Below are 24,915 nucleotides of genomic sequence, written 5' to 3'. Positions count from 1 at the left end.
TTATTTAGCAGTATAAATTATTATTTAGTGCACTAATTAAATATTGTTTAAAAATTTGCTGAATTATTTAGCAGACTTAATTTCTTCATACAAACCAAAAAGGAGACAAATATGATGATTTAACAGAAAACGGGTGTTGGTAGTATCGGTGCAAGCATTACAGCGTTAATTATGAAAAAGGAGTTGTTTTCTCATGGGCAAAAAATTACGAGCAGGTATTATTGGCGGATCTATAAATAACGGATGGGCTAAAGGGACACACATTCCAGCAATGGAGCACCTGAATGAGCTTGAACTCATAGCAGTTGGGACAAGCAATATGGAAAGTGCCAAGCAAAGCGCTGATGCCTTCAAGGCAACGCATGCTTTTGATAAAGTGGATAATTTGGCTCAACATTCCGATGTGGATATGGTAGTCGTCAGCATCAATGTTAAGGAACATTATGATGCAGTAAAAGCTATTGCTCCCGCCAGAAAACCGATTTATTGTGAATGGCCCCTGGGATCAAACACAGCTGAAGCTCTCGAAATGAAAGAATGGGTAGAGTCCAGACAATTGCCAAATGCGATTGGATTGCAAGCCAGACAGGCCCCAGCCATTAATTATGTGAAAGATTTATTGGCGGAAGGCTATGTTGGGAAGCTTTTGTCGGCCAATTTAAAGATTTCTGTCAGTGCAATGGGGGGAGTGGCTGACAAGGCTACTGCGTACCTATTTGATCGGAAGGTAGGTGGGAACTTACTCACGATTGTAGGAGGACATAATCTTGATGCATTTACCTACATGCTTGGAGAGTTCAAGGAACTTTCAGCCGTGACAGTGCAGCAATTCCCTGAAGTCGAACTTGTGGATATTCAAAAAGTTATTGAAAAAACGACAGATGATCAAATCCTTATTGCAGGGCAATTGAGCAACGGCGCAGCAGCCAGCGTTCACATACAAGGGGGAGTTAAGCACCAAACAGGGCTTACTCTTGAAATTTTCGGAGACAAGGGAACCATCGTGCTCAAAGCGCCTGCTTCAATTCAATTTGGATCACACCAATTATGGGGTGCAGGCCCTACGGATAAAGAGCTGCATGAGTTAACAATTCCTGATTCTTATTACTGGGTACCAGATTCCCTTAAAAATGATGCAGGTTTTGTTCTGAATGTCGCTCAGGCGCACAGTAAGTTTGCTAAAGATATACAAGAAGGAACATCCCTAACACCTAGTTTTGCGGATGCGGTAAAACTTCATCAGCTTCTTGATGCAGTGGAAAAAGCAGCACAAACCGGTGAACGCCAATATTTATAATTTAATAAACATAGAGATGATCAATGATTCCTTTTCCCGACGAGGCTGCCGGATTCGGCGGCCTCTTTGTGCTGAAAGGGCAGTTTATTGCATCCCCCCAAAAAATAGGTCGTGTGATGCTTTGCTATGTGTTGACAATGGGCAAATCGACATAATAAAATATTTTTACATAAAATAATAATTTTACGATGGAGGTTCGAAACAATGGAAATAGGTAAGGGAATAGAAATGCTTCTCCTTGATTATCACGGGAATGTAATTCATCCCATTTTAGTATGGGATCAAGAAATGTCCGTTTTAATAGATACAGGATTTCCGGGACAATTTGAAGATCTGCGCTTCGCCATGGAAAAGGCAGGAATGCCGCTCGACAAGCTAACAGCAGTGATATTGACGCATCAGGATGTGGATCATATAGGCAGTCTCCCTGAGATTTTGAAGGAGTGCGGCAATGCTGTTAAAGTATACGCGCATGAGCTCGATAAGCCGTATATTCAGGGGGAGATACCTCTTATCAAAGACGGACACTTTGAGAATCCTCCGAAGGGCAAAGTGGATGAAACCTTGGTAGACGGTCAGGAACTGCCGTTTTGCGGCGGGATCCGTGTCATCCATACCCCAGGACATACGCCGGGCCATATCAGCCTTTATTTAAGACAAAGCAAGACTCTCATTGCCGGAGATTCCATGTACAGTGTAGACGGGAGGCTCGGGGGAATTCATATTCCAACCACACTGGATATAACAGCAGCTCGACTTTCTTTGAAAAAATATGCAGACCTAGACATTACAAACGTGGTTTGTTATCACGGGGGATTAAGTAATGTCAATGTAAACGATCAGATAGATGGACTTATCCAAGGATTATAAAGGTACGCATTCGGAGCGATGGGAAGGTGCAGGCTGCAGCTTGATTCGTGCTGAAATAAAGTGCAAGTGATCTGATAACTCCGTGCATTACAACCTGTTATGGAATGATGTACATTGAAAGAAGGAATATCATATCGTTTCATATTAGGAGGGGCTTATGAACCAAAGGGGCAAAGCGTTCGCTGTATTTTGTATGGCCGGCACGGTTCTCATTTCAGGCTGTTCCGGGGGGGAATCAAGCGGAGGAAGCCGCACGGAGCAGTCCTGCAGCCGTTAGCGCTAATACCGAACCTGTCACCATCACGATGAGCCTGGACACCAATATTGATGAAGATCTGATCGCACAAATTCAAGAGCAATTGAAGATGAAGCATCCGAACATTACGCTGCAGCTGATCAAGCCCGGCAATGGAACCAGTCTTGCAGAATTGATCATGGCAGGTCAAACGCCGGATATCGTTCTTACTTATAACGGCAAGCTCGCTTCCTATCAGGACCTCGAAATTCTTTACGACATGACACCTTTATCGAAGCAGCATGATGTCGATTTAAGCAGGTTCGAGCCTGCTATTCTGGAGGATTCCAAAATCGCCTCGACCAAGGATGAGCTCTACGGCCTTCCGTTGAGCTTAAATTACCATGCGTTGTATTATAACAAGGATATTTTTGATAAATACGGTGTCCCGTATCCTACGGATGGTATGACATGGGATCAGGTGCTTCAGCTTGCCAAGAAATTAACCCGCATGGATAACGGCACACAAATACGGGGGTTCGATCCCGGTAACAGTGTAATCTGGGTTTCCCAGCCCTTAGACATCGCGGCGATCGATCCAAAAACGGAGAAGGCCTCCATCAATAATGATCAATGGAAAAAAGTATTCGAACTTGTGAAAGCGTTTTATTCGATACCGGGGAATGAGCCGAATGGCGTAGCGAAGGATGCATTTCTGAAGGAGAAAAATTTGGCCATGTATACGGATTTAAGCATCATCAACGATTTGGAGCTTGCATCCAAAAATGCGTTGAACTGGGATATGGTGCAATATCCCAGCTATCCCGAGAAGCCGAACGTATACGGGAATGCCAGCGTCAATATGCTGATGATTACGAAAACAAGCAAGCATAAGGATCAGGCGCTTCAGGTCATTAATGTGGCCACTTCGGACGAAGTTCAGCTGGAAAGTGCGAGGAAGGGAAGAGTCACCCCACTGAAGGATCCTAAATTCAAAGCCGCATTCGGCACCGCTCGAGAGGTCCTGAACAACAAAAACGTGCAGGGCATCTTCAAAAGCAAGCCGGTAAAATATCCGATTGCTTCCAAGTATAGAGGAAAAGCGGAAACGATGGTCCGTAACAAATTTACTGAATATGTAAACGGCAATATCGATGTGAATAGCGCGCTTTCCCAGCTGGATGAAGAAATTAATAGAATGATTCAAACGGAATCCGGGAAGTAACCTTAATTATAATTGATGAGTCCTGCGATAGAGTGAGGGGCTCATCTTTAATTTTTTGGAAAATAGCCTGCTTAAATAATAGCCGTTCTCATAACCGCACTGTTGAGCTACCTCTTCCACGGTAAGGGTACTTGTAATCAACAAGGTGCAGGCTTTCTGCAAACGAATCCGTGTGAGATATTCGCTGGGTGCCGTCCCCAATGCGGCTTGGAATCTTCTAGTGAATTGTACGGGGCTAAGTCCAAGCGAATCGGACAGAGACTTCATGCTGAAGGCTTCGAAGGCGTTCTGCTTGATCAAGGCTGCTGCGCGTTCCATAAGCGGATCATCCCGTAAAGGCGCTTTTACTTCAGGCTGTTCGGATTCGAAGCCGTATTGGAACATTATATCTTTAAGATGAAGGGAAATCCAAGCCAAGTGAAAAGGGTCTGTACCTTCCGCCAATTTTTTTATCCGAAAATAATCAGAGGCGAGTCTCTGGGTATCTCTGACCGTTATTTTGCCAGTGGGGATCGAATCGTGGTAAGCAACGACATCAGCGCTTGCATCCGACCATTGAAACCGGAAGAAAAAGAATGAAAGCGGGGTAACGATTTCCCTATAAAACGGTGTACCCGGAGGACAAATGACGAGATCACCGAACAAGGCCGTTCCGGAATGTTCATTGATCTCATATTGGAAAGCGCCGTCCTCAACAGCAAATATGATCCACTCGTCATAAGTATCTACCTTATAAGAGAATTGCTGCTTTTGATCCCAATAGGTGCATTGAATCATTTGGGGAGTGAGAGACCAGAGCGGTAATAAGTCCATCGTCGAAACCCTCCAGTGGATGAAATAATGTATTGATTATATATGAATACAGTGCATTTTAAAAGGAAATTCAATCGTTTAAAGTGAAATTGTAGATATTTCATACCAACGAATTAGGGAGAGTGAAGTAATGATTAGAAAGGAAGCGCCCCTTCACGCAGAGGGGTTCACCGTGCAGGAGGAGCCGGGCCAGCTGATCATCGGTACAGCGGGATTCTTTATGCATATAGATAAACCAGGATGCTGTTTCTCCTTTCATTCCCCTGAAGGGAGAGTTATTGCTGCGGCACATACCGTGTCGGGAATCCGGTTCTCCTCCCCTAACGAAGAGGAAGTATATGATGCGGTATCGGCTTCATTGATTTCGATTGACAAGCATCAAGTCTGCATCCTTGTGAGTAATAGGAATGGAGATCAAGCGCACATAAGGATCGAGCCCTTCTCCAGCTTTGTTAAGCTGCAAGTGATTCCCCGAGTGGAGGGAAGGTATATTATCGATGCCAGGACAGCTTCGTTACAGCCGGTTTACGGGTTAGGGGATCACGGCGGATACGGGGAGAGCACGAACGTTTTCGGTATAACCGACGATCAGTTTTTGAATTCAAATGACGGTAAACGCTTCGTATCCAATTTCGCTGTGTTTCCGGCGGCCGGTTTTGCACAGGTGCTCTTTGAGGACGGGGTAAAACGGGTGAGAATCAACGGGGAAGAAAACGCTCTTGGAGCTTCCGGGGTTAGAGGAGTTCACAGCCTGTATTATTTTATCGGAGACCTGAAGCAAATCTATTTAGATTATAAGCAAGCGCGTCACTGGGAAGGCTATCCCGACCTCAAACCGAAGTATGACTTTTTTGAAGTGGGCTACGAGGCTTTTGGCTCTTTGGGCTGGAATACATGTCAAGAGTCTGTGACGGAGGATGTTCAAACCTATCTAAATAAAGGGTATCGATTGAAGTGGGCTGTTATCGGCTCCGGATTTTGGAAAGGGGACAGGAAGGCGGACGACCAAGGGGCAACCACCAGTTTTGGGATCTGGGATGACGTGAGTGAGGAAGATCGGACGGATGGATTGCCTAATCCCAGGTATCCGGATAAGGAGGCCATGAAGGAATTTTTCCGTTCCCGGGGGATAAAGCTCATTCTTGGGCTGCGGATCAGCTTTAAGGCACTCCCCGAACATGGGGGCCATCACAATGCGTTATATGACGGCACCTTTATCCATGAAGGGCTGGAGCGAGGCTATTTCGTAACCGACGAAAGGGGAAAGCCTATCACCTTCCGGGTCCAGTTTCCTAAAGGGGCCGTTTATTTATTGGATGCCCGGAATGCTGAAGCGGTGAACTGGTACTTGTCGCTTGCCCAACTCTGGGGCGCTGACGGCTTTAAGGAGGATACGATGCTGAAGGACGGGGCGCTCTTGCTGAATGACGCCAAATGCAATGGGACGAACGCCAAGCTGATGGAAGCTGGTTATTACTCGATGGTTAGGAATGCAGCATACTCCGTACCGGGTGAGATTCTTCGGCTGGAAGATACGATGTACGGCATGGATCAGGACCGTCCGGCTATTAACGGTTTAAATTATGCGGCAAGCGGGGCTCCGAATGTCTACGCAGATATCATTGCGGGCAAATATCTAGCAACTCCATTGACGGAGGATCAGAAGCTGTATATGGTTCGCAATGCCATGTTTGCCTGCGTTTTCCCGGCCATGTCCGTAGGATTAGGCCCCTGGAACATGAACTCCGCCCATTTCGAAGACATTGTTAAAAAAGCGTGTGATTGGCATTCATCCATGGCGCCATACCTATATAGCGCGGCTGTAGATAGCTTTCATTCAGGATACCCGCATACAATGACGCCTCTTCCGATCGCGTTTCCGACGGATACAACTACCTATGAGCTGGGCTGCAAAAGTAAGAAGCAATATGAATGGATGCTGGGTCCATCCCTTCTGGCTGCACCCGCTTATGGCAGTGACTACGCTCGGGTGACGGCCCGGGATGTGTATTTGCCGGAAGGAAAGTGGATCGATTATGAAACGGGAGCGGTATTTCATGGCCCTGTAACTTTGTACGGATACGAAATTCCCCTGGAAAAAATTCCGGTTTTTATCGGAGGCAAGGGAGTGATTGTGGTAAGGGATTTAACGGATGACCGACTTTATGCCGAGGTTTATCCTATTCAGCAGCAAGGCTCGCAGTACGTTTTCCATTATCCTGACGGCAAGCATTCCACCATCATCACGAACGATAATGCAGGATGGAATGTCGAAACGCTAGAAATCATCGAGACGGAATCAGACAACCTTGTCCCTTTCCGATACAATGCCAAAACAGGCTCTTTCAGTTTTCTCATCCAAGAAGGAATAAATTACCGATTACTTGACGGGAAGTAAGAATCTAACGGTGTTAAGCAGCACAAAGTAAGGGAGCAGATTGCCACAGCAATCGCTTCCTTTTTTATTGAACCGGTACCATGAAGCTGCTCTTTAACCCCGCTAATAGTTGAATGAAATAATATTTTTCTTAGTCATTGAAACCTTTTTCATGAAATTATTGTATTATTAGAATAAAGCATTATGATGAAGGGAGTGGTGCATCATGGGAATCTTGTCAAGATTAACCGATATTATGAGAGTGAATGTCGACTCCATACTACAGCGGAATAATGACCCGGAGAAGACGATCGATGAATATATGCGGACCTTGAACAGCGACTTGGGGAAAGTAAAAGCCGAAACGGCTTCCGTGCTTGCGGATGAGCAAAGAGCAAAGGCGCAGCTCGATGAGTGCAGTGCCGAGATCAAGAAGCTGCAGCGGTATGCGGAGAAAGCGGTCGAATCAGGTAATGAGGAAGGCGCCTTGAAATTCCTGGAGAGGAAAGCGCAGCTGGGAGAGAGGTTAACCGAGCTTCAGGCAGCTTACGAGCTTGCCTCCAACCATGCTGCAAGCATGAAGCAAATGCAGGATAAGCTAGTTGCGGATCTGGGACAGTTGGAGGCCCGGCGGGTAGAGCTTAAAGGAAAGCTGGCCGCTGCGAAGCTGCAGCAGGAAGCGAATTCAGTCCGGTCCACTACCGGGGATGTTCAGACGTCCTTTCGGGCAATGGAGGAACGGGCCGATCAAGCGTTGTGTGAAGCCGAGGCACTGGCTGAGCTGAGGGCCGGAGCGAAGAAGGATGATTTGGACGCGCAGCTTGCTCAACTGGAGAAGCATTCGGGTGCACAACAAGGTGAGAAAGGATAAAGTTCTTGGTTATTCCTAAAGTCCCAGAGGTGAACAGATGAACGTTATTGAATACAAATGTCCTAACTGCGGCAGCGGCATGGTCTTCGACTCCGAGACGGGGATGTTGTCGTGTCATAGCTGCGGAAGAAAGGATAATATCGAGCAGATCTCCGATCCGCTTGGCCAGCAAGGTCTATCTTCAAATGAGGTTCAGGAATATCACTGTACAAGCTGCGGAGCCGTCATTATCACGGAACCGGAAACGGCGGCAACCGTTTGCAGCTTTTGCGGCTCGGCTGTTGTTCTCGGTGACCGCTTGAGCGGGAAGCTGGCTCCTGCTGTTGTTATTCCTTTCACAATCAGTAAGGAGAGAGCGATAAAGGCGTTCCGAAAATGGTGCAGAAACGGGCTTCTTACTCCGGACGATTTTATGACCGCAGATCGTATCAAAAGTATAACCGGCATGTACATCCCTTTTTGGCTGTACGAATTACATAACAATGTGGAAGTAAGCGGTCATGCCACGAGGGTAAAAACGTATACAAAAGAGGATTACCGATATACGGAAACCGAGCATTTTGACATCTACCGCAGGCTTCAATTGAATTATGTGAGAGTGCCTATTGATTCGTCTGAGAAGATGAATGATAAGCTAATGGATAGACTGGAGCCTTTTCACTACGATCAACTGAAGAGCTTTAAAACTCCTTATCTGGCAGGCTACGTAGCGGAGAAATACAGTTACACGGATACGGAGATGCTGCCGCGCGCGAAGGATAAAATCAGAGAATATATCGAAGCTTCCATTTCGTCATCGGTGACGGGATATTCTACTGTTACTATAACGAATAAGGATATAGATACAAGAGTAAAGAATGTAGAGTATTGTTTGCTTCCGGTATGGGTTGTTCATTATGATTATAATAAACGGGAGTATACGTTTGCCATGAACGGTCAGACGGGCAAGGTCGTCGGCAAGCCTCCTATCAGCATGCTGAAGGTAACGGCATGGTTTGCAGGAGTTTCTGTTTTTTCTTTCCTATCTCTGAAAATAATCTCGTGGATGATGGGGGGAGGGTTCCTGTGACAAGGCAAGGTGCTTTGCTGGCAGTTCTATTCTTCTTCGTGATGTATCTTTCCGTTCCTGTTCAAATCATGGCGGCAGCCAGGGAAGAGAAGACGTTGATCTATGATGAGGCGAAGCTGCTTAGTTCTGAAGAAATTCGTGAACTAAATTCGCTGGCCAATCAATATGGCGCCAAAAGGAAAACGGATATTATCGTCATGACTTCCAATAACGACCAAGATGTAGATGTCAAAAAGATGACGGAGAATTTCTATGATGAGAATGGACCCGGGTACGACAAGTCTCATGGCAACGCAGTCATTTTGACATTGGATATGAAAAACCGTGATATTTATTTGGCTGGATTTTATAAGGCTGAACAGTATCTTGGCGATAACAGACTAGACAAAATACGGGATAAGATTACTCCCGATTTGTCACAAGGCAATTATAAGCAGGCATTCGAAACCTATATCTTAACGTCCTATAAATATATGGGCGTCAAGCCCGGAGTGGATCCAGATAACGTGCTGTTTGACATAAGGTTCCAATTCGTAGGGTCCTTGGCTATTGGATGTATGGTTGTTGGAATAATGGCCTACCGCTCCGGCGGACGCGTCACTGTAAATCGGCATACCTACGAGGATGCAAGCAGTTCAGGAATTCTGGATCGGCAGGATCAGTACATTCGAACAACCATAACGCAGGAGAAAATTGAAAAAAGCTCTGGAAATAGCTCTGGCAAAAGCTCAGGGGGCGGCGGCGGTAGCTCCGGTGGCAGTGGAGGCTTCACTGGAAGAAGCGGCGGTGGCGGAGTCACCGGAGGAGGCCATTCGCATAGCGGCAGCAGAGGCAAGTTTTAATCAAGTGTTTAGTTTGAACAACAGGAAAGGGGAATTTCGATGGGATTTTTCAAAAATCAGTTTTCGAACGTAGTAGAATGGGAAGAGTTTAGAGAGGATATGATCTTTTGGAAGTGGAGCAATCGGGAGATTAAGAAAGGAAGTAAGCTGATTATCCGCCCGGGTCAAGATGCTATTTTCGTGAATAATGGCAAAATTGAGGGGATATTCCAGGATGACGGGGAATATAAGATCGATTCGGATATCATTCCTTTCTTATCCACTTTAAAAGGCTTCAAATTCGGCTTTAACAGCGGCATGAGAGTGGAAGTATTATTTGTGAACACAAAGGAATTTACTGTCAAATGGGGGACGCAAAATCCTGTTCTGATCCCGACACCGCAGCTTCCGGGCGGCATGCCGATACGCGCGAACGGAACGTTCAATTTTAAAGTGAATGATTATGTTAAGCTGATCGATAAAATTGCCGGGATGAAGGACAGCTATCTTGTGGAGGATATTAAAATTCGTATCATTTCGGTGCTGGACCAGCTTCTGATGAAGTGGATCAGCAGAGAAGGGAAGGACATGTTCAATCTGCAGGCGAATGCGTCCGAAATTGCCAGAGGTATTCGTGAGGATCTGGATATGGAAGTATTGGATAATGGAATGACCATTACGGGCTTTCAAGTGATGAGCTTTAATTATCCTCAAGAGATTCAGGATATGATTACAAAGACGGCTTCTCACGAAATGATCGGCAACCTGCAAAAATATCAGCAGGTCAGCATGACCGATGCAATGGCATCCGGTAAATTGCATGGCGGTGGAGCAGCTTCAGACATGGCAGGCATGATGATGGGAATGAACATGGCCAATGAAATGATGAAAAATATGAATCAGGCTCAGACACCTTCCTCTTCTCCAGGCGGAAGCAAGCCTAACTTTTGTCCTAACTGTGGCACGAAAAACGAAGGAGCTAACTTTTGTCCGAATTGTGGGCAAAAGCTGAGCTGATTAGCATAGATTAATTTTCCTCTAGGCATTTGTAGGAGGATCGGTTCACTAATCAACAAAGGGAGGGAATCCCATGTTCAGCTTCACATGTACAAATTGCTTCCATGTGGAGACTTTTAATCTGCTGCAGGACTTGGTAGAAACGGATGGGTTGTGGCATCTCTATTGCAGCCATTGCAGCCATTGCAGCCATGAATACTTTGCAGTCAATGCTTTTGAACGTGATCAAATGATTGAAGGCATGAGATTAACAATGCTATATGTTCCTGACATTATCAAAGCCTATAAACCTAGCGAGAAGGAATTGCCCTCTCAAATTAAATTTGTTGTACAACAAGATGGAAGACATACATAAATCATACGCTGACTGCCGGACGAACGGCAGTCTTTTTTGCGTAATCTAATAAAAATGATATACAAATAATACCATTTACTGTATATTGGAATGGTACAATGGTAACGTATTAAAGTATTAACATATTAAAGAAAGAAGGTCGATACATTCTATGTTTAAAGCGGTGTTTCTAGATTTCTACGGTACACTGGTATACGAAGATGATGAGGTTATTGGCGATATCAGCAGGAAGATTGCAGCATCTGCACAGAGTCAAGCGACCGCCCAAGAGATAGCTGCCTATTGGTGGAAATCATTCTCCCAAAGGATGCATGCATGCATCTTACGGCGAGCTCTTTCAATCGCAACGCGACATCGAACTGCAATCTCTAGAAGATACCATTTCTTATTACAAGTCGCCGGAGAACCCGCACAAACTAAGCGAGCTTATCTATCCATACTGGCAAGCCCCTCAGCTATTCGAGGATTCACCGCTATTTCTGAAGAGCGTCGGAATTCCCATCGTTATCCTCTCCAATATCGATCGGGCAGACATTCAATCTGCCATTAGATATAATGAAATTCCTATAGAGAACGTTATTACCAGCGAGGATGCAAAAGCCTACAAACCAAGACCAGACATGTTTCTGCAGGCACTTGAAGCCTACAATCTAAAACCCTCAGAGGTTCTCCATGTAGGGGACTCACTTACCAGCGACATAGGGGGAGCCCAGAGCACAGGTATTCAAGCAGCATGGCTCAATCGTAAAAATAAGCAGCTTCCGCAATCCTTTACCCCGGATTATGTTGTGAACTCGCTAACTGAGCTGCTTCCTTTGCTAGGATCAAAATGAATTCATACCATCAATCGTTGCATCGTTCCCTAAATGCGATATACTCATACTAAAAGCGGCAGACTTCAGTTATTTTTTGTAAAATAACAAGAAAGTAGGGGAAGTGCATGCTAGAGTTAACGATAGATGAGCCCGATCGGTTGATAAAGGTTGCACACGCTTTGTCTTCAGAGATTCGCATCAATATTTTAAAGCTGTTAAGCAATCAAAATGAAAACATTGTCGATATTGCGGACAAATTAAATTTGCCAGTATCAACCGTTGCTTCCAATGTAAAAGTGATGGAGGATGCGGGGATTATTGTGACGGAAATTCGGCGGGCATCGAGAGGAACAATGAAGGTTTGTGCCAGAACCTTCGATGATATTCATATGAACCTTAATGTGAATGTCGGATACAATAATCCGAACTGCTACCAGATCGATATGCCGGTAGGCTTTTATACGGATTGTGACATTCACCCTACTTGCGGAATGATTAATCAGAATGGCGTATGCAAGCCCGATGACGAGCCTTCGATCTTTTTTCATCCCAACCGGATGTCAGCGCAGATGATTTGGTTCCGCCGCGGCTTCGTTGAATACCGTTTTCCAACATTGACCGTACCGAATGCCAAAGTTCAGTCCATTCAATTCTCTATGGAGCTGTGCTCTGAGGCGCCGAGATACGATCATAATTGGCCTTCGGATATAACTGCTTGGATCAATGGAGTTGAAATTGGGACATGGACCTGTCCGGGAGATTTTGGGGATCGGAGGGGGAGGCTGAACCCGGCGTGGTTTCCCGACCAACATACCCAGTATGGATTATTGAAAACCTGGAAGGTGGACGCAACGGGCAGTTATCTTGACGATGTGAAAATATCGGAGATTAACTTGCGGGATATTCAATTAGGGGACCATCAAGCCATTCGGTTTCGCGTAGGCAATATGCCTCATGCAGAGCATATGGGGGGCATTAATTTATTTGGCAAAGAGTTAGGAGATCATGATCAGGATATCGTAATGAGAATCATTTATACCTGATAGTAAAGACCCGGAGAGCCACTTTTGGTGGGATCGATGGGCTTTTTTTTGTCGAATTAACCAGGTTCCGGATAGAAAACCTGATTTGGTACAAGCATTTATTACGGATGTTTTGTAACAAACGAAATATCGAGAAAATACTGTTGACACTTTGGAAGTCCTTGGTTAATGTTGAATTAACGATACCGGGAACGTTAACATGAACGTTCATGGTACCTAATCGACAGTCCGGTTGAACAATAACGAGAGGAGGGGCTTTTTCAAAAAGAGGAACATAGAAAAAAGTTACGTTGAAAGCGCATACATTACGTTGATTTCTTATGGTGTTACATGCATGAATGTAAGCTTGAATGGATAACGAATCGAATAGGAGGAGTTAACATGAATCGTTTCAAAATGGTAACGTTGCCTATGAGCATTATCCTTCTTTCATCGCTTTTACTAAACGCATGTTCCGATAGCACCAAGAATAGCAATGACAGCGGTTCTACAGATGGCCCTTCCGCTAAAAACGGGAAGGTAACACTCACCTACTGGAACTTGTTTGCCGGCGGTGACGGTGAGAACATGAACGAAATGGTTAAGAAATTTAACGAGGAGAACAAGGATAAAATCGAAGTAAAGGCGTTAACCCAGGATTGGGGACAATACTATACAAAGCTGCAGACCGCTGTTGCAGGCGGGGTTGCACCGGATATCGGCATTTCGCATACTTCCAAATTATCGGAGCTTGTTACGCTAGGAATCATTGAGCCCATGGACGATTATGCCAAAGCAGGCTCAGTGGATTGGAGCGGATATAACCAGAATATTTTGAATGCGACCGTGTTTGATGGCAAACACTATGCACTTCCTTTGGACGCACATCCTTTCATATTGTATTACAACAAAAAAATATTGAAGGATATGAACCTGCTGAGTGATGATGGAAAACCCAAAATGGAGCCAGGCGCAGACGGATTCACGGGCCTCCTCAGCAAAGTGAAGCAAAATGCACCTCAGGGCGTTTATCCTATGCTGCTGTCATCCAGCGGAGAGGATCCGTACCGGATGTGGTGGGCGTTCTACAATCAGCTGAATGGGCCCGGATTATTGGATGCGTCGGGGAAAAAAGCGGTATTCAACAACGAGCAGGGCAAGAAGGCGGCTGAGTACACGCTGAATTTCTTCAACAGCGGTCTTGTGCCGAAGAACTTCCAAGATATCGGCAAAGCGTTCCAGGCAGGGAAAGCGGCGCTGATGCCTTCCGGTGTCTGGTTCACGAGTACGTTAGAAGCTACACAAGGGCTTGAATTTGGAGCCATTCCATTACCTCAATTTTTCAATAAATCGGCTACATGGATAGATTCCCACACCTTGGTCATTCCTGTTCAGAAGAAAAATAAAGACCCCAAAAAGATCGAAGCGGCGATGAGCTTCGCCAAGTGGATTGCGGATCACGGTGCCATGTGGGCTAAGGCCGGGCATATTCCGGCATCAAACGCGGCTGTACAATCACAAGAATTCAAGAGTATGCCGCTTCGTTCCGATTATCTCAAAGCAGCCTCCGACGGCGTCTATTTACCTAATTCTCCAAAAATGTGGCCGGCAAAAGACCAGCTGGTTCAAGCGCTGGATGCGATATGGGCTGGAAAAGAACCGGTGGATAAAGGACTGGAGAAAGCTGTGCAAAGCGTTGAGAAAATTTTGTCCCAGCCTTAAAGGGTGTACACATCACTGCGGGGTTACCCGTAACCCCTGACCCCAATCTGCTATGGGAGGGAGTAAGATGAATGGGGCAATGACAACAGCCGATCCCAAGTCCACCAGAAAAGCAAGAACCAGACGCAAGCTCAACAAATATAACGAATGGCTGGGTTCAGCCTTCATAGCACCGTATTTCGTTTTTTTTATCACGTTTTCCCTGGTGCCCATATTCTATGGATTATGGGTCAGCTTTCATAAATGGACGCTGGTAGGTAAGGTAAGCTTTGTAGGTTTGGAAAATTATATCTACGCTGTTAAGGATGTTGACTTTTGGCTGTCACTTTGGCATACCACATTATTTGTTCTCATTTCCACGCCGGTGCTGGTTCTTGTTCCCTTCCTCCTCGCTTTGATCATCGACCAGAAAATGAAAGGAAGAACACTGCTCAGAACGGTCTTTTTTACTCCTAACATCCTGTCGGTTTCCGTAGTGAGCAGTGTGTGGATCTTCGTGCTAAAGCCGTATAACGGGCTGCTGAACAATATTCTGCATACCATCGGGGTAGAAAAGGAGCTCTTCTGGCTGAGTGAGCCGGGTCTAGCCTGGATTTCCATCGTCATGATCACATTATGGTGGACCGAAGGGTTTAACATGATGATTTACTTGGCCGGCTTACAGGACATTCCGGCAGAGCATTACGAAGCAGCTACGATCGACGGGGCAGGCGCTTGGCAGAAGCTCAGATTTATTACATTGCCTGCAATGAAAGGAATTTTCATTCTTATAACCGTATTGCAGGTTATTGCCTCATTCAAAATATTCGGCCAGGTATGGCTCGTAACCCGTGGCGGACCCGGCAACCAGACCCGAACGATTATCCAATATATTTACGAGACAGGTTTTTCAGCCAATGATCTGGGGCGGGCAACAGCAATGTCGTTTATTTTCTTCCTGATTTTAATAACGCTTTCGTTTTTGCAATTCAAATTTTTCAGCGGAAAAAAAGGTTGAGGAGAAAACCAAATGAACGAGTATGCGGGAAGCCGAAGATTAACCGTTGGTAAAGTGGCGTTGTATGCAGTCGGCTATGCCTTGGCTATCGCTATCGCATTTCCGGTGATTTGGATGATCGTGACATCCTTTAAGCCGCAAGGCAGCCTGGTTGCCGATATAAGCCAAAGATTTTCGCCGCCGTTCTCCATTGAAAACTACGTTTACATTTTTGAAAATGCGCCTGTACTGAAATGGACGCTGAACAGTATGATCGTATCCTGCATCATACCGGTCGCAAGCTTAACACTCGGCTCACTGGCCGCATTCGCACTTTCCCGGATCGACTTCAGCTACAGGAAGGTTGCTTTTTGGATTATTCTTGGCGGCATGATGATTCCCGGTGAAGCGACGATCATCTCCTTGTATATCGTAACCAATGGCCTGAACCTCTTGGATACGTATTTTGCACTCATTCTGCCATCCTTGGCAGGTCCTTTAGGGGTGCTTGTGATGAAGCAGTTTTTTGACGGAATTCCTGATGAGCTGGTAGATGCGGCCAAAATTGACGGATGCAGCATGTTTCGGATCTGGTGGAACATGTTTCTCCCTTTGTCGAAGCCCGTGCTGGCGTCATTGATGATTTTCTCCTTCCTCGGTTCGTGGAATGATTTCTTATGGCCGTTCCTCTCCATAACCTCGGAAGAGCTGATGACGCTCCCCGTCGGTATTCCGTTCTTCAACAGCTCTTATACGCAGGATGAGACGCTGCCAATGACGATTAACGCCTATGCTTCTATTCCCATCATTATCGTGTTTATTATTTTTCAAAAATATATTGTCAAAGGTATCACACTTTCGGGAATCAAAGGCTGAGATTGCGCTATGAAAATTCGACTGAAGGACATTGCCTTGAGAACAGGCTTCAGCATTAACACGGTTTCCCGAGCGTTACAGAACAAAGAGGATATTGCCAAAGAAACCAGGCAAATTATTCTTGCGACAGCAAGGGAGCTCGGGTATATCCCGAATGGGCTTGCCAGCGGACTGAGGTCCGGATTGACAAGGACGATTGCCGTCATTCTCAGTGATGTCGCCAATCCATTCTTTGCCATCATGACTAGATTTATCGAGATAGCCGCCAGAAAAAACAATTACGCTGTCTTCGTGCTCAATAGTGGAGAGGAGCAGGAGCTGGAGGAGCAAGCCATCGGCATCGCTATGAATAAAGGCGTCGACGGAATCATCCTGTTCCCGGTTCAAGAGTCTGCTAGAAGCATCGAACTGCTGAGGCACGCAAAAATTCCTTATGTGCTGGTCGGCAGACATTTTGATCACGAGGACACGGACTTCCTGATTACCGATGATATCAATGGCGGCTATCTTGCAACAGAGCATTTGATTCAAGCAGGGGCGAGGCGGATCTTATTGTTAAATGGGCCTGGCCATATGTCCTGTGCGAGGGAGCGGGAGGAGGGATACCGAAAGGCGCTGAAGGCTTACGGAATCGGATATAATTCTGGACTGGTGATTCAACACGAAATCACACATGGCAACACGTATGCTTTGCTGAAGCAAATCTTGGCAAACCGGTTTGAGTTTACGGGTATTTTTGCATTCAGCGATGTTGTGGCATGGGAAGCTATCTACGCCCTTCAAGAAGCAGGAATCCGGGTCCCTGAACAAATGAAGGTTGTAGGCTATGATAATATTCAATCTCAGCTGTATTACCCATTTCCTTTAACGACGATTCATATCTCCAAGGATCGCATGGCTTTTAGAGCTGTTGAGATTATGATGAAAAAAATTAAAGGAGAGGCGGAGCTTGAATGCTATCAGGAAATATTCGAAACGACGCTGATCGTGCGAAGCAGCTGTTAATGGTTTCTTCAATATGCCGGAGATGAACCGCCATTTTAAAGAGAAAGCAGGGATAGGCTGTGACCTTTCTAGAAACCGAACAAAATGTACGAAATCCAATCGCGAGACCAGAATATCCGAGACCGGACTGGCAGCGTGACGATTGGCTTAATTTGAACGGCAGCTGGGATTTTATGTTCGATACCGAGGATCAGGGCTTGACGGAAGCGTGGTATTTGGCTGATGGCCCTGTATTCACAAGGAAGATTCAAGTCCCCTTCTCCTGGGTGAGTCCTCTCTCAGGCATCGGAGAAGATGTGAAGGGCATCGCTTGGTATGGCACAACGGTCCGATGGAAGCCTCGGCAAAAGGAAGGGCGCGTGTTTCTCCGCTTCGGAGCCGTTGATTACCATTGTCAGCTATGGGTCAATCAGATTGAGATTGGAGCCCATAAGGGGGGCTACGGCGGCTTTGAATTCGACATTACCGATGCCTGGAAGCCTGATGGGGATAATCGGATAATACTTCGGGTTCAAGACGAAGACGAGGCTTACCAGACTCGGGGCAAGCAAGGCTATGGCGAGCTTCGGGGAATATGGCAGACGGTCTGGCTGGAATCCCGTCCGCATAATTATATTGCTGCGGCTCGCTTCTCGACGCGTATAGACGGGACTGTTGAAGTAGACGGGACCGTTCAAGCCCGCCTGGCAGGTCACGCGAAGCTGCGATTTGACTTTGGCAATGGAGCGGTGAATCATGTTCTGCGGTTGGAGCTTACGGATGGCAGTAACACGTTCCGCACTTCGTTCCAGGTTGACGCACCAAAGCTGTGGAGTCCGGATTCCCCCTATTTGTATGAAGGAGAGCTGACCCTCGAGCATGACCTGCCGGATATCGGAGAGGATCGTATTTCCACTTATTTCGGCATTCGTGAGATAGGAGCAGCCAAGTTCAACGGGAGGGAATATCGCTGGATCACATTGAATGGCGAGCCTGTGTTCCTGAATGGAACGTTGGATCAATCCTTCATCCCGGACGGATTCTTCACCTTCCCAAGTGAAGATTACATTCGTGATGAAATATGGAGATTGAAGCGGCTGGGCCTGAATTTTGTGCGCATTCATATCAAACCGGAGGAGCCGCTGAAGCTGTACTGGGCCGATAAACTGGGCGTGCTGGTTATGGAGGATATGCCCTGCTTCTGGGGGGAACCGGATGAAAGGGCGAGAGCGGCGTACGAGAGGGAGGCACGCGAGATTATCGAACGTGATTTCAACCATCCGTCGATTATATCCTGGGTAGTATTCAACGAAACCTGGGGGCTGTTTACAAAACAGGAGACAGGGGAAAGGAAGTATCTTCCGGAAACTCAGGAATGGGTCCGTTCCGTATATCAATGGGCAAAGACGGAGGATCCGACGAGACTTGTCGAAGATAATTCTCCATGCAATTATGATCATGTAGAGACAGATCTGAACACCTGGCATTTCTATCTTAACGGTTATGAAACTGTCCGCAATCATGTTCAGGATGTCGTCGATAAGACCTTTCCGGGGTCTTCGTTCAATTATATCGGTGGAAATGTGCAGAGCGACGCCCCGCTGATGAATAGCGAATGCGGGGCTGTATGGGGAATAGAAGGCAGTGCGGGCGACAGTGATCTAGCCTGGCATTACCGTTATATGATTAACGAGTTTCGACGCCATGATAAATTATGCGGATTTATTTTTACAGAGTTTCATGACGTTATCAACGAATTTAACGGCTATTACCGAATGGATCGCCAAGAAAAGGACTTTGGCTATGAATCGTTCTGCCCAGGGATGAGCTTGCGCGATTTGCATTCGCCTGATTTTATCGTCATTGATGCTCCCCCAAGCCGTACGGTAAGACTAGGAGAAGCAGTGGAAGTGCCGCTTCTCGCTTCCAGTTACTCACGACGATACCATGGAGAGTCTCTGCATTTGAAATGGGAGCTGATCTTTCATAATTTTGAAGAGAAAGTGATAGCCGGTGCAGGGGAAGAGGTGGTTGAATGGAACGGTTACGGGGTAAGGCAGTTAACGAGGCTGCAGCTGGCTATGCCTGAGGCCGATGCGGTAGCCGTTCTTGCTGTCACACTTCAAACCAAGGATGGGAACGCCATCACGCGTAATTTTGTTACCTTTGATGTACAGAGCGGAGAAGCGCAAGGGGTGTATGCCATCGAAGGGAAGTGGATGAGCATTCGTCCGGCTTCCTATTCAGCTGCTCAGTGGGATTACGAGTGGAAGGCGTTGTCTGGGCATAAAGTGAATGGCGGCGGAGCGGGCTTTTTTGAATATAAGATTGTACTGCCCGAGAGCGTCAACCCTTCTGCCGTAACGGATCTTGAGGTGGTTTTTGAGGCCGGAGCCAAAGCGGTTCTCGGTAAGGATAAAGAATTGGTCCATGCGAAACCGCAGGATATTTCTTATATGCATGGCGCGAAGATGGATCCGGGTATGAATATCAACTCCTACTTTATGACCGATGAGCATAAGTCGCCCTCCTCCATCGAGGTTTCCATTGATGGGGAGTTGATTCGTACCTGCTATTTGGAGGATGATCCTGCGGACAGCCGGGGAGTCTTATCGTGGCACTATCAGTCGAATGACCGCAAGCTCGAAGAAGCCGGATCTTACGGTTATCTTCATCGGGTGCGGATCCCAAGCAGGCTCGTTGCCCGTATCCTCGATAAAGGGAGCTTCAGCTTAAGGTTCTCCGTACCTGCTGGCAGTGTTGAAGGGGAGGCAGGAGGACTCGCGCTATACGGCCGAAATTCGGGACGGTATCCTACAGATATTGTTATAATATGGAAATAAATTTTCGATTCGGAGTTCGATCTAAAGTTTCCACCCATTGCAAAAACCGACCTTTCTCAACAGAAGGGTCGGTTTTCTTATTAACGTTCCGTTACACAGCATATACCTAATCAATGAAGTTCCCTGCAGGAGCTTCGTATGATCAACTGGGTGTCTATGAATGACTTGATTTTAATATTGTCGCCGTACTCGATCATATCGATCAGCTTGGTGACGGCGAGCTCGGCCAATTTCCCTTTTTCAACATGCACGGTCGTAAGCTCCGGTGTAATGACGGTCGATTCCCGGATATTATCAAAGCCGATGACCGATATATCGTCCGGAACGCGGATTCCTAGCTCTACCAAGGACTTGATGACACTAATGGCAATATAATCGCACTCGCAGAAAAGAGCGGTCGGCAGCTCTCCCTTAAGCTTGGCCAGCTGCTGTTTGAACTCTTCCTGAGAGCTCACAACGGTCGGGGACACGGTAAAAAGATACCGGTCGTTCCACTTGATGCGTTCTTCCTCTAATGCCTGGAAAAATCCGCGTTTGCGCGAATCGAAATTATACATGCGCGTATTCGACTCGACATACCCGATAGTCCGATGACCCAATTCTATGAGATGGCTTGCGGCTTGGTAGGCGCCCATCACGTTATTCATAACAATATAATTCACGCTTAGCGTTTCATAGCAGGTGTCCAGGACAACCAGATTGGGCTGCTTTTTGGCTATAGTCCGTATCTGGTCGGAAGTCAGGTTGGTCCCCAGCAGGATAAGTCCGTTGGATTCATGCTCCGTTTCCATCGACTCTATCACTTCCTCGAACTGATCGGTAGGAACGGAGGAGAAGAACAGGGAGTAGCCGCGAGAACGGCATTGCTCTTCAATGTGATGAATCAGCTCCATAAAAAAGGGTTGTTTATAATATTCCTCGAGAACAATACCGGAATTGGTGCAAGCCACGAACCGGAGTGTCTTCGTTAAGCCGTAAACGCGATCCGCCTTGATCATCGGACGGGGCAGGTATCCGCTTTCCTTCACGATTCTTAATATTTTGGAGCGGGTTTCCTCGCTTATTCCGGGCTTCCCGCTTAAGGCCAGCGAGACAGCTGATTTTGAAACATTCGCCATTTTGGCTATATCTTCCATCTTAATCTTCACGAAATACAGTCGCTCCTTCTGTGAACGTCTTTTCACTTTTTCTAAACTTGTTTAGAATTAGTTTACAATGATTACTATCATTATTCAATATGTGCGCCTGCGGTTTGTTAGAGTGGGGATCTTAGCCGGCTATCAAATGGAGGTGAATATGTTTATACAAATTTTGATTTTGATATAAATAATTTTACTAAAAATAGTTGACCCGGTTTAGGCGTGATGATATCATTTGGATAAAGTTACTGTTAAGTCTTAACTTTTTAGCTACAGAAGCGCGTTGGATGGATGTAGGTTGAACCCCACGGTTCAAGGGTAATAAGCACTTCTAAATCGGGAGGTTGCCGTCAATATACAACTAAATATATTTAGTTATTTTGGTGTGGACAGCCTGCTGGTTACGTAAAATTCTAGGCCATAAGTACGATAATAGAACATTATCGGCAATTTTGCAATCGCTTACAACGATGGAATGAACAGGACGAAGCATAAGTCTTCATTCATTTAAGGGGGAACAGATCTATGGTTTCAGAAAACCAATTGCAAACGATCGAACGCTGGGGAGTGTTTGAGCTTTCCTTATCCGGACCTGAGGATGGCAATCCATTTGTCGATGTACAGCTTCAAGCCCGGTTTCAGCATACGACGACAACCCGCACCGTGACTGTTGAAGGATTTTATGACGGGAACGGGGCATATAAAGCCCGATTCATGCCCGACGCGGAGGGGGAATGGAGCTTTACCGTGAAGAGCGGCTGCTCGGAGCTGGATGGTGCAGCGGGGCATTTCCTTTGCACGGCTCCATCGGCGGATAACCATGGGCCGGTTCGAGTCAAGGATGCCGACCGTTTTGGCTATGAAGACGGCAGCATTTACCGGCCGATTGGTACGACCTGCTATGCTTGGACCCATCAGAGCGATATGCTTCAGGAGCAAACCCTGCAAAGCTTGGCCGATTCGCCATTTAACAAGATCAGGATGTGCTTGTTCCCCAAACGGTACAGCTTTAATACGAATGAACCGGAGCGGTTTCCTTTTGAAGGCTCACGAGAGGAGGGCTTTCAATGGACTCGCTTCAATCCGGAGTATTTTCACCGTCTCGAAAAGCGGTTGGTTGAGCTGCAGCAATTAGGGATCGAAGCGGATTTGATCTTATTCCATCCTTACGATAAAGGCCATTGGGGATTCGACAGGATGGATCGCGATACGGATTTGCTATATCTGCGTTACGTGATCAACCGATTGGCCGCTTTCCGCAACGTTTGGTGGTCATTGGCGAATGAGTTTGATTTTATGTCCAACAAAACGATGGACGATTGGGACTGCTTCTTCCAGTTTATACAAGAGAAGGACCCTTACGGGCACCTGCGTTCGATACATAACGGAACCAAAATGTACGATCCGTCTCAGCTTGTTTTGTACGATCATACCAAGCCGTGGGTAACGCATGTCAGCATGCAGTACTGGGAGCTCTCACCGGTCACGGCGTGGAGAAGCAGATATGGGAAGCCTGTAGTGGTGGATGAGTGCTGCTATGAGGGCAATTTGCCGCAGCGATGGGGTAACATTACAGGGGAGGACATGACGGCACGGTTCTGGGAAGGCATTGCTCGAGGCGGTTATGTTGGTCATGGCGAGACCTTCCTGCATCCGGAAGACGTGATCTGGTGGTCCAAGGGGGGGCGGCTGCATGGTGAAAGTGTACCGCGAATCGCATTTCTCCAAAGGATACTTAACGAATTGCCAATTGAAACAGCGCCGCTGGAATCATTCCGGGATGTGCCTACGATCGGCGTCGCGGGTGTCTGCTATCTGCAATATTACGGGAATCACCGTCCTGCCTACCGCGAGCTGCCGCTGCCGGAGGATGCCTCCTTCCAAATTGACATTATCGATACATGGAGCATGGAGATTCAGACCCTTGAAGGACTATATAGCGGGATAAGCCGTGTCGAATTACCGGGAAGGCCGTATCTGGCCGTGAGAGCCCGTCTTGTAACCTGAAGAGGCGAGACGGTATAGGACCCTACGGCAGCTAATGATAGATGGAACGGCTCGTTGAATCTGGATAACACAGGTGCGCTCTTTGAACAATAGGATCCGGAAAACGGGCAAAGCATGTTCATTCGGTGATGAATCAGGGATTTCGCTTAGGTTCGGTCCAGCGGTTGTACGGCGGCTTGCAGCCGCTGCTTGAGCTAATCGAAGATAATCTTGCTCAATTAGAGGAGTGTCGGTGTCCATGAAATCAAAAGCATTGCGAACCATCGCAGGTGCGGCGGCCATCATTTCGTTCATTGCCGGCTGCAGTCAGCAGCAGGCAGTCCAGCCGGTAGAGGGGGATTCGAAGCCGGCGCCTCCGGTCCAGAGCGAGCAGGTTGAGATCACGGTCTATTCGGCGCCAGGAGACTCGGAAGAATCCTGGAATGAAAATTTCGGAAACGCCATCCGCAAAAAATTTCCTAATTACAAGATCCGTTTCATCAATCCCCGGGGCAATGACGCGCTCAAGATTCAAAACCAGATTGTAGCCGGGCAAAACATCGACATATATTACGAATCGATAGGCGGTTTTTTCTCTAGTGTTCCGGAGATTGGACTGCAGTACGATATGAGTGACCTGGTCAAGAAATATAATCTGGACGTTAGCCGGTTCGAACCGACTGCCATAGAAGCGATGAAAGAAAATGCGGGCGGCCAAATATGGGGCCTGCCCGTCTATACGAACAGCATGGTGCTCTATTATAACAAGGATATTTTCGATAAATTTGCGGTTCCCTATCCGACGGACGGGATGACGTGGGACGAAGTGCTGACGCTTGCCCGCAAGCTGAACAAGGAGGATGGTGGCAAGCAGTATTTCGGCCTAGCCGTATCTCCGGCACATATTATCAAGATGAATCCGTTCTCCCTCCCCTTGGTGGATCGGGCAACCGGGACTGCAACCATCAACAAGGATGAGCGATGGAAGCAGCTGTTTCAAACGGTCTTTGTCGAGCCGACGTCCGATTCGGGCTACCGGGATGCGATCCAGGCTATAGGAAACAAACTGCCTTATACGGATAACTTCGTTAAGGACGGGACCGTAGCCATGTTTGAAATGCTGTCCAACCTTCCGACCCTCATACCGGAATTTGCCAATGTCAACTGGGATATGGTCGCGACACCGACATTCAAGGATTTGCCAGGGGTTGGCACCCAGAGCTACCCGACCTACTTTGCCATTCCGAACTTCAGCAAGCACAAGGAGGAAGCGTTTCAAATTATTCAATATTTGACCTCGGATGAGGTTCAGAAGGATAACGCCAAAAAAGGCGTCATGTCCGTTTTGAACGGGCAACAATTCAAGGACCTGTATGGGGAAAGCAGGTATCAGGGCAAAAATTATAAAGCGGTGTTCTACGATCGTTTTCCAAGTATTATGAGCAAAACCCCTTACGATAGCATTACTGAAAAGGCTTACACCAAGTCGATCGTCGATCTCTCCCTTGGGAAGATCGATCTGAATACCCTTCTCCGAACAGCAGAGGAAGAGGCCAACAAGGGGATCGAAAGCGCGAAAAAGAAGTGAAGGCACATTCAGTT

20 protein-coding genes are annotated in these 24,915 nt (G+C 46.8%); 18 read left to right on the top strand and 2 right to left on the bottom strand.

Annotated elements, in window-relative coordinates; translation table 11 throughout:
• Nucleotides 1–193: 193 nt before the first annotated feature.
• From B1728_RS18275 to B1728_RS18265, 3 genes are all read left to right on the top strand, one after another.
• Entirely contained in the window at nucleotides 194–1,297 is a 1,104-nt protein-coding gene (locus B1728_RS18275) for a Gfo/Idh/MocA family protein (RefSeq protein ID WP_079911775.1), read from the top strand.
• Nucleotides 1,298–1,501: 204 nt separating this feature from the next.
• Nucleotides 1,502–2,167: an MBL fold metallo-hydrolase gene (locus B1728_RS18270; RefSeq protein WP_079911773.1), complete on the top strand. Its 666-nt coding sequence runs from the start codon at nucleotides 1,502–1,504 to the stop codon at nucleotides 2,165–2,167.
• A 305-nt stretch (nucleotides 2,168–2,472) separates the two neighbouring features.
• On the top strand, nucleotides 2,473–3,627 hold the full coding sequence (locus B1728_RS18265) for an ABC transporter substrate-binding protein (RefSeq protein ID WP_079911772.1): 1,155 nt from the start codon (nucleotides 2,473–2,475) through the stop codon (nucleotides 3,625–3,627).
• Between the two features lie 6 nt (nucleotides 3,628–3,633).
• Here B1728_RS18265 and B1728_RS18260 read toward each other — a convergent pair whose 3' ends face one another.
• A complete protein-coding gene (locus B1728_RS18260; RefSeq protein ID WP_079911770.1) occupies nucleotides 3,634–4,440 on the bottom strand; it encodes an AraC family transcriptional regulator in 807 nt (268 codons plus the stop codon).
• 130 nt (nucleotides 4,441–4,570) lie between these two features.
• On the opposite strand from B1728_RS18260, the gene B1728_RS18255 reads away from it, so the two are divergent.
• The 13 genes from B1728_RS18255 (at nucleotide 4,571) to B1728_RS18195 (ending at nucleotide 20,188) form a co-directional block, all read left to right on the top strand.
• Nucleotides 4,571–6,838: a TIM-barrel domain-containing protein gene (locus tag B1728_RS18255; protein ID WP_079911768.1), complete on the top strand. Its 2,268-nt coding sequence runs from the start codon at nucleotides 4,571–4,573 to the stop codon at nucleotides 6,836–6,838.
• 205 nt (nucleotides 6,839–7,043) lie between these two features.
• A complete protein-coding gene (locus tag B1728_RS18250; RefSeq protein ID WP_179136072.1) occupies nucleotides 7,044–7,688 on the top strand; it encodes a PspA/IM30 family protein in 645 nt (214 codons plus the stop codon).
• Nucleotides 7,689–7,725: 37 nt separating this feature from the next.
• The gene (locus B1728_RS18245; protein WP_079911765.1) at nucleotides 7,726–8,757 is read left to right on the top strand and encodes a TFIIB-type zinc ribbon-containing protein; all 1,032 of its coding nucleotides are present in this window, start codon (nucleotides 7,726–7,728) and stop codon (nucleotides 8,755–8,757) included.
• Nucleotides 8,754–9,599, top strand: coding sequence for a TPM domain-containing protein (locus B1728_RS18240; protein ID WP_079911763.1), 846 nt, complete (start codon nucleotides 8,754–8,756; stop codon nucleotides 9,597–9,599). Before B1728_RS18245 ends, B1728_RS18240 begins: the two co-directional genes overlap by 4 nt.
• A 39-nt stretch (nucleotides 9,600–9,638) precedes the next feature.
• Complete coding sequence (locus tag B1728_RS18235; RefSeq protein ID WP_079911761.1) at nucleotides 9,639–10,595, top strand: SPFH domain-containing protein; 957 nt, start codon at nucleotides 9,639–9,641, stop codon at nucleotides 10,593–10,595.
• A 73-nt stretch (nucleotides 10,596–10,668) separates the two neighbouring features.
• Nucleotides 10,669–10,950 carry a hypothetical protein gene (locus tag B1728_RS18230; RefSeq protein ID WP_079911760.1) on the top strand — a complete coding sequence of 94 codons (282 nt, stop codon included), beginning with the start codon at nucleotides 10,669–10,671 and terminating at the stop codon, nucleotides 10,948–10,950.
• Nucleotides 10,951–11,261: 311 nt separating this feature from the next.
• Complete coding sequence (locus tag B1728_RS18225) at nucleotides 11,262–11,783, top strand: HAD family hydrolase (RefSeq protein WP_079911758.1); 522 nt, start codon at nucleotides 11,262–11,264, stop codon at nucleotides 11,781–11,783.
• Between the two features lie 107 nt (nucleotides 11,784–11,890).
• Nucleotides 11,891–12,808: an ArsR/SmtB family transcription factor gene (locus B1728_RS18220; protein WP_079911757.1), complete on the top strand. Its 918-nt coding sequence runs from the start codon at nucleotides 11,891–11,893 to the stop codon at nucleotides 12,806–12,808.
• Nucleotides 12,809–13,189: 381 nt separating this feature from the next.
• Nucleotides 13,190–14,509: an ABC transporter substrate-binding protein gene (locus B1728_RS18215; protein ID WP_179136071.1), complete on the top strand. Its 1,320-nt coding sequence runs from the start codon at nucleotides 13,190–13,192 to the stop codon at nucleotides 14,507–14,509.
• Nucleotides 14,510–14,576: 67 nt separating this feature from the next.
• A complete protein-coding gene (locus B1728_RS18210) occupies nucleotides 14,577–15,506 on the top strand; it encodes a carbohydrate ABC transporter permease (protein WP_256865409.1) in 930 nt (309 codons plus the stop codon).
• A 12-nt stretch (nucleotides 15,507–15,518) separates the two neighbouring features.
• On the top strand, nucleotides 15,519–16,361 hold the full coding sequence (locus B1728_RS18205; RefSeq protein WP_079911754.1) for a carbohydrate ABC transporter permease: 843 nt from the start codon (nucleotides 15,519–15,521) through the stop codon (nucleotides 16,359–16,361).
• 9 nt (nucleotides 16,362–16,370) lie between these two features.
• Entirely contained in the window at nucleotides 16,371–17,366 is a 996-nt protein-coding gene (locus B1728_RS18200; protein ID WP_079911752.1) for a LacI family DNA-binding transcriptional regulator, read from the top strand.
• 59 nt (nucleotides 17,367–17,425) lie between these two features.
• Nucleotides 17,426–20,188: a glycoside hydrolase family 2 protein gene (locus B1728_RS18195; protein WP_079911750.1), complete on the top strand. Its 2,763-nt coding sequence runs from the start codon at nucleotides 17,426–17,428 to the stop codon at nucleotides 20,186–20,188.
• Between the two features lie 110 nt (nucleotides 20,189–20,298).
• Here B1728_RS18195 and B1728_RS18190 read toward each other — a convergent pair whose 3' ends face one another.
• Entirely contained in the window at nucleotides 20,299–21,336 is a 1,038-nt protein-coding gene (locus B1728_RS18190; protein ID WP_306293536.1) for a LacI family DNA-binding transcriptional regulator, read from the bottom strand.
• Between the two features lie 516 nt (nucleotides 21,337–21,852).
• Here B1728_RS18190 and B1728_RS18185 point away from each other — a divergent pair.
• A complete protein-coding gene (locus B1728_RS18185) occupies nucleotides 21,853–23,334 on the top strand; it encodes a DUF5060 domain-containing protein (protein ID WP_079911748.1) in 1,482 nt (493 codons plus the stop codon).
• Nucleotides 23,335–23,572: 238 nt separating this feature from the next.
• Complete coding sequence (locus B1728_RS18180; RefSeq protein ID WP_079911747.1) at nucleotides 23,573–24,901, top strand: ABC transporter substrate-binding protein; 1,329 nt, start codon at nucleotides 23,573–23,575, stop codon at nucleotides 24,899–24,901.
• Nucleotides 24,902–24,915: the final 14 nt, after the last annotated feature.

The organism is Paenibacillus sp. 32352, assembly GCF_002042965.1.
In the GTDB taxonomy this organism is placed as follows: Bacteria; Bacillota; Bacilli; order Paenibacillales; family NBRC-103111; genus Paenibacillus_S; species Paenibacillus_S vulneris.
This window is presented reverse-complemented; position numbering and strand designations above follow the sequence as displayed.

Coding starts and splice junctions, on each gene's coding strand:
- B1728_RS18275 (WP_079911775.1), top strand. CDS start 194: ATGGGCAAAAAATTACGAGCAGGTATTATTGGCGGATCTATAAATAAC.
- B1728_RS18270 (WP_079911773.1), top strand. CDS start 1,502: ATGGAAATAGGTAAGGGAATAGAAATGCTTCTCCTTGATTATCACGGG.
- B1728_RS18265 (WP_079911772.1), top strand. CDS start 2,473: ATGAGCCTGGACACCAATATTGATGAAGATCTGATCGCACAAATTCAA.
- B1728_RS18260 (WP_079911770.1), bottom strand. CDS start 4,440: ATGGACTTATTACCGCTCTGGTCTCTCACTCCCCAAATGATTCAATGC.
- B1728_RS18255 (WP_079911768.1), top strand. CDS start 4,571: ATGATTAGAAAGGAAGCGCCCCTTCACGCAGAGGGGTTCACCGTGCAG.
- B1728_RS18250 (WP_179136072.1), top strand. CDS start 7,044: ATGGGAATCTTGTCAAGATTAACCGATATTATGAGAGTGAATGTCGAC.
- B1728_RS18245 (WP_079911765.1), top strand. CDS start 7,726: ATGAACGTTATTGAATACAAATGTCCTAACTGCGGCAGCGGCATGGTC.
- B1728_RS18235 (WP_079911761.1), top strand. CDS start 9,639: ATGGGATTTTTCAAAAATCAGTTTTCGAACGTAGTAGAATGGGAAGAG.
- B1728_RS18230 (WP_079911760.1), top strand. CDS start 10,669: ATGTTCAGCTTCACATGTACAAATTGCTTCCATGTGGAGACTTTTAAT.
- B1728_RS18225 (WP_079911758.1), top strand. CDS start 11,262: ATGCATGCATCTTACGGCGAGCTCTTTCAATCGCAACGCGACATCGAA.
- B1728_RS18220 (WP_079911757.1), top strand. CDS start 11,891: ATGCTAGAGTTAACGATAGATGAGCCCGATCGGTTGATAAAGGTTGCA.
- B1728_RS18215 (WP_179136071.1), top strand. CDS start 13,190: ATGAATCGTTTCAAAATGGTAACGTTGCCTATGAGCATTATCCTTCTT.
- B1728_RS18210 (WP_256865409.1), top strand. CDS start 14,577: ATGAATGGGGCAATGACAACAGCCGATCCCAAGTCCACCAGAAAAGCA.
- B1728_RS18205 (WP_079911754.1), top strand. CDS start 15,519: ATGAACGAGTATGCGGGAAGCCGAAGATTAACCGTTGGTAAAGTGGCG.
- B1728_RS18200 (WP_079911752.1), top strand. CDS start 16,371: ATGAAAATTCGACTGAAGGACATTGCCTTGAGAACAGGCTTCAGCATT.
- B1728_RS18185 (WP_079911748.1), top strand. CDS start 21,853: ATGGTTTCAGAAAACCAATTGCAAACGATCGAACGCTGGGGAGTGTTT.
- B1728_RS18180 (WP_079911747.1), top strand. CDS start 23,573: ATGAAATCAAAAGCATTGCGAACCATCGCAGGTGCGGCGGCCATCATT.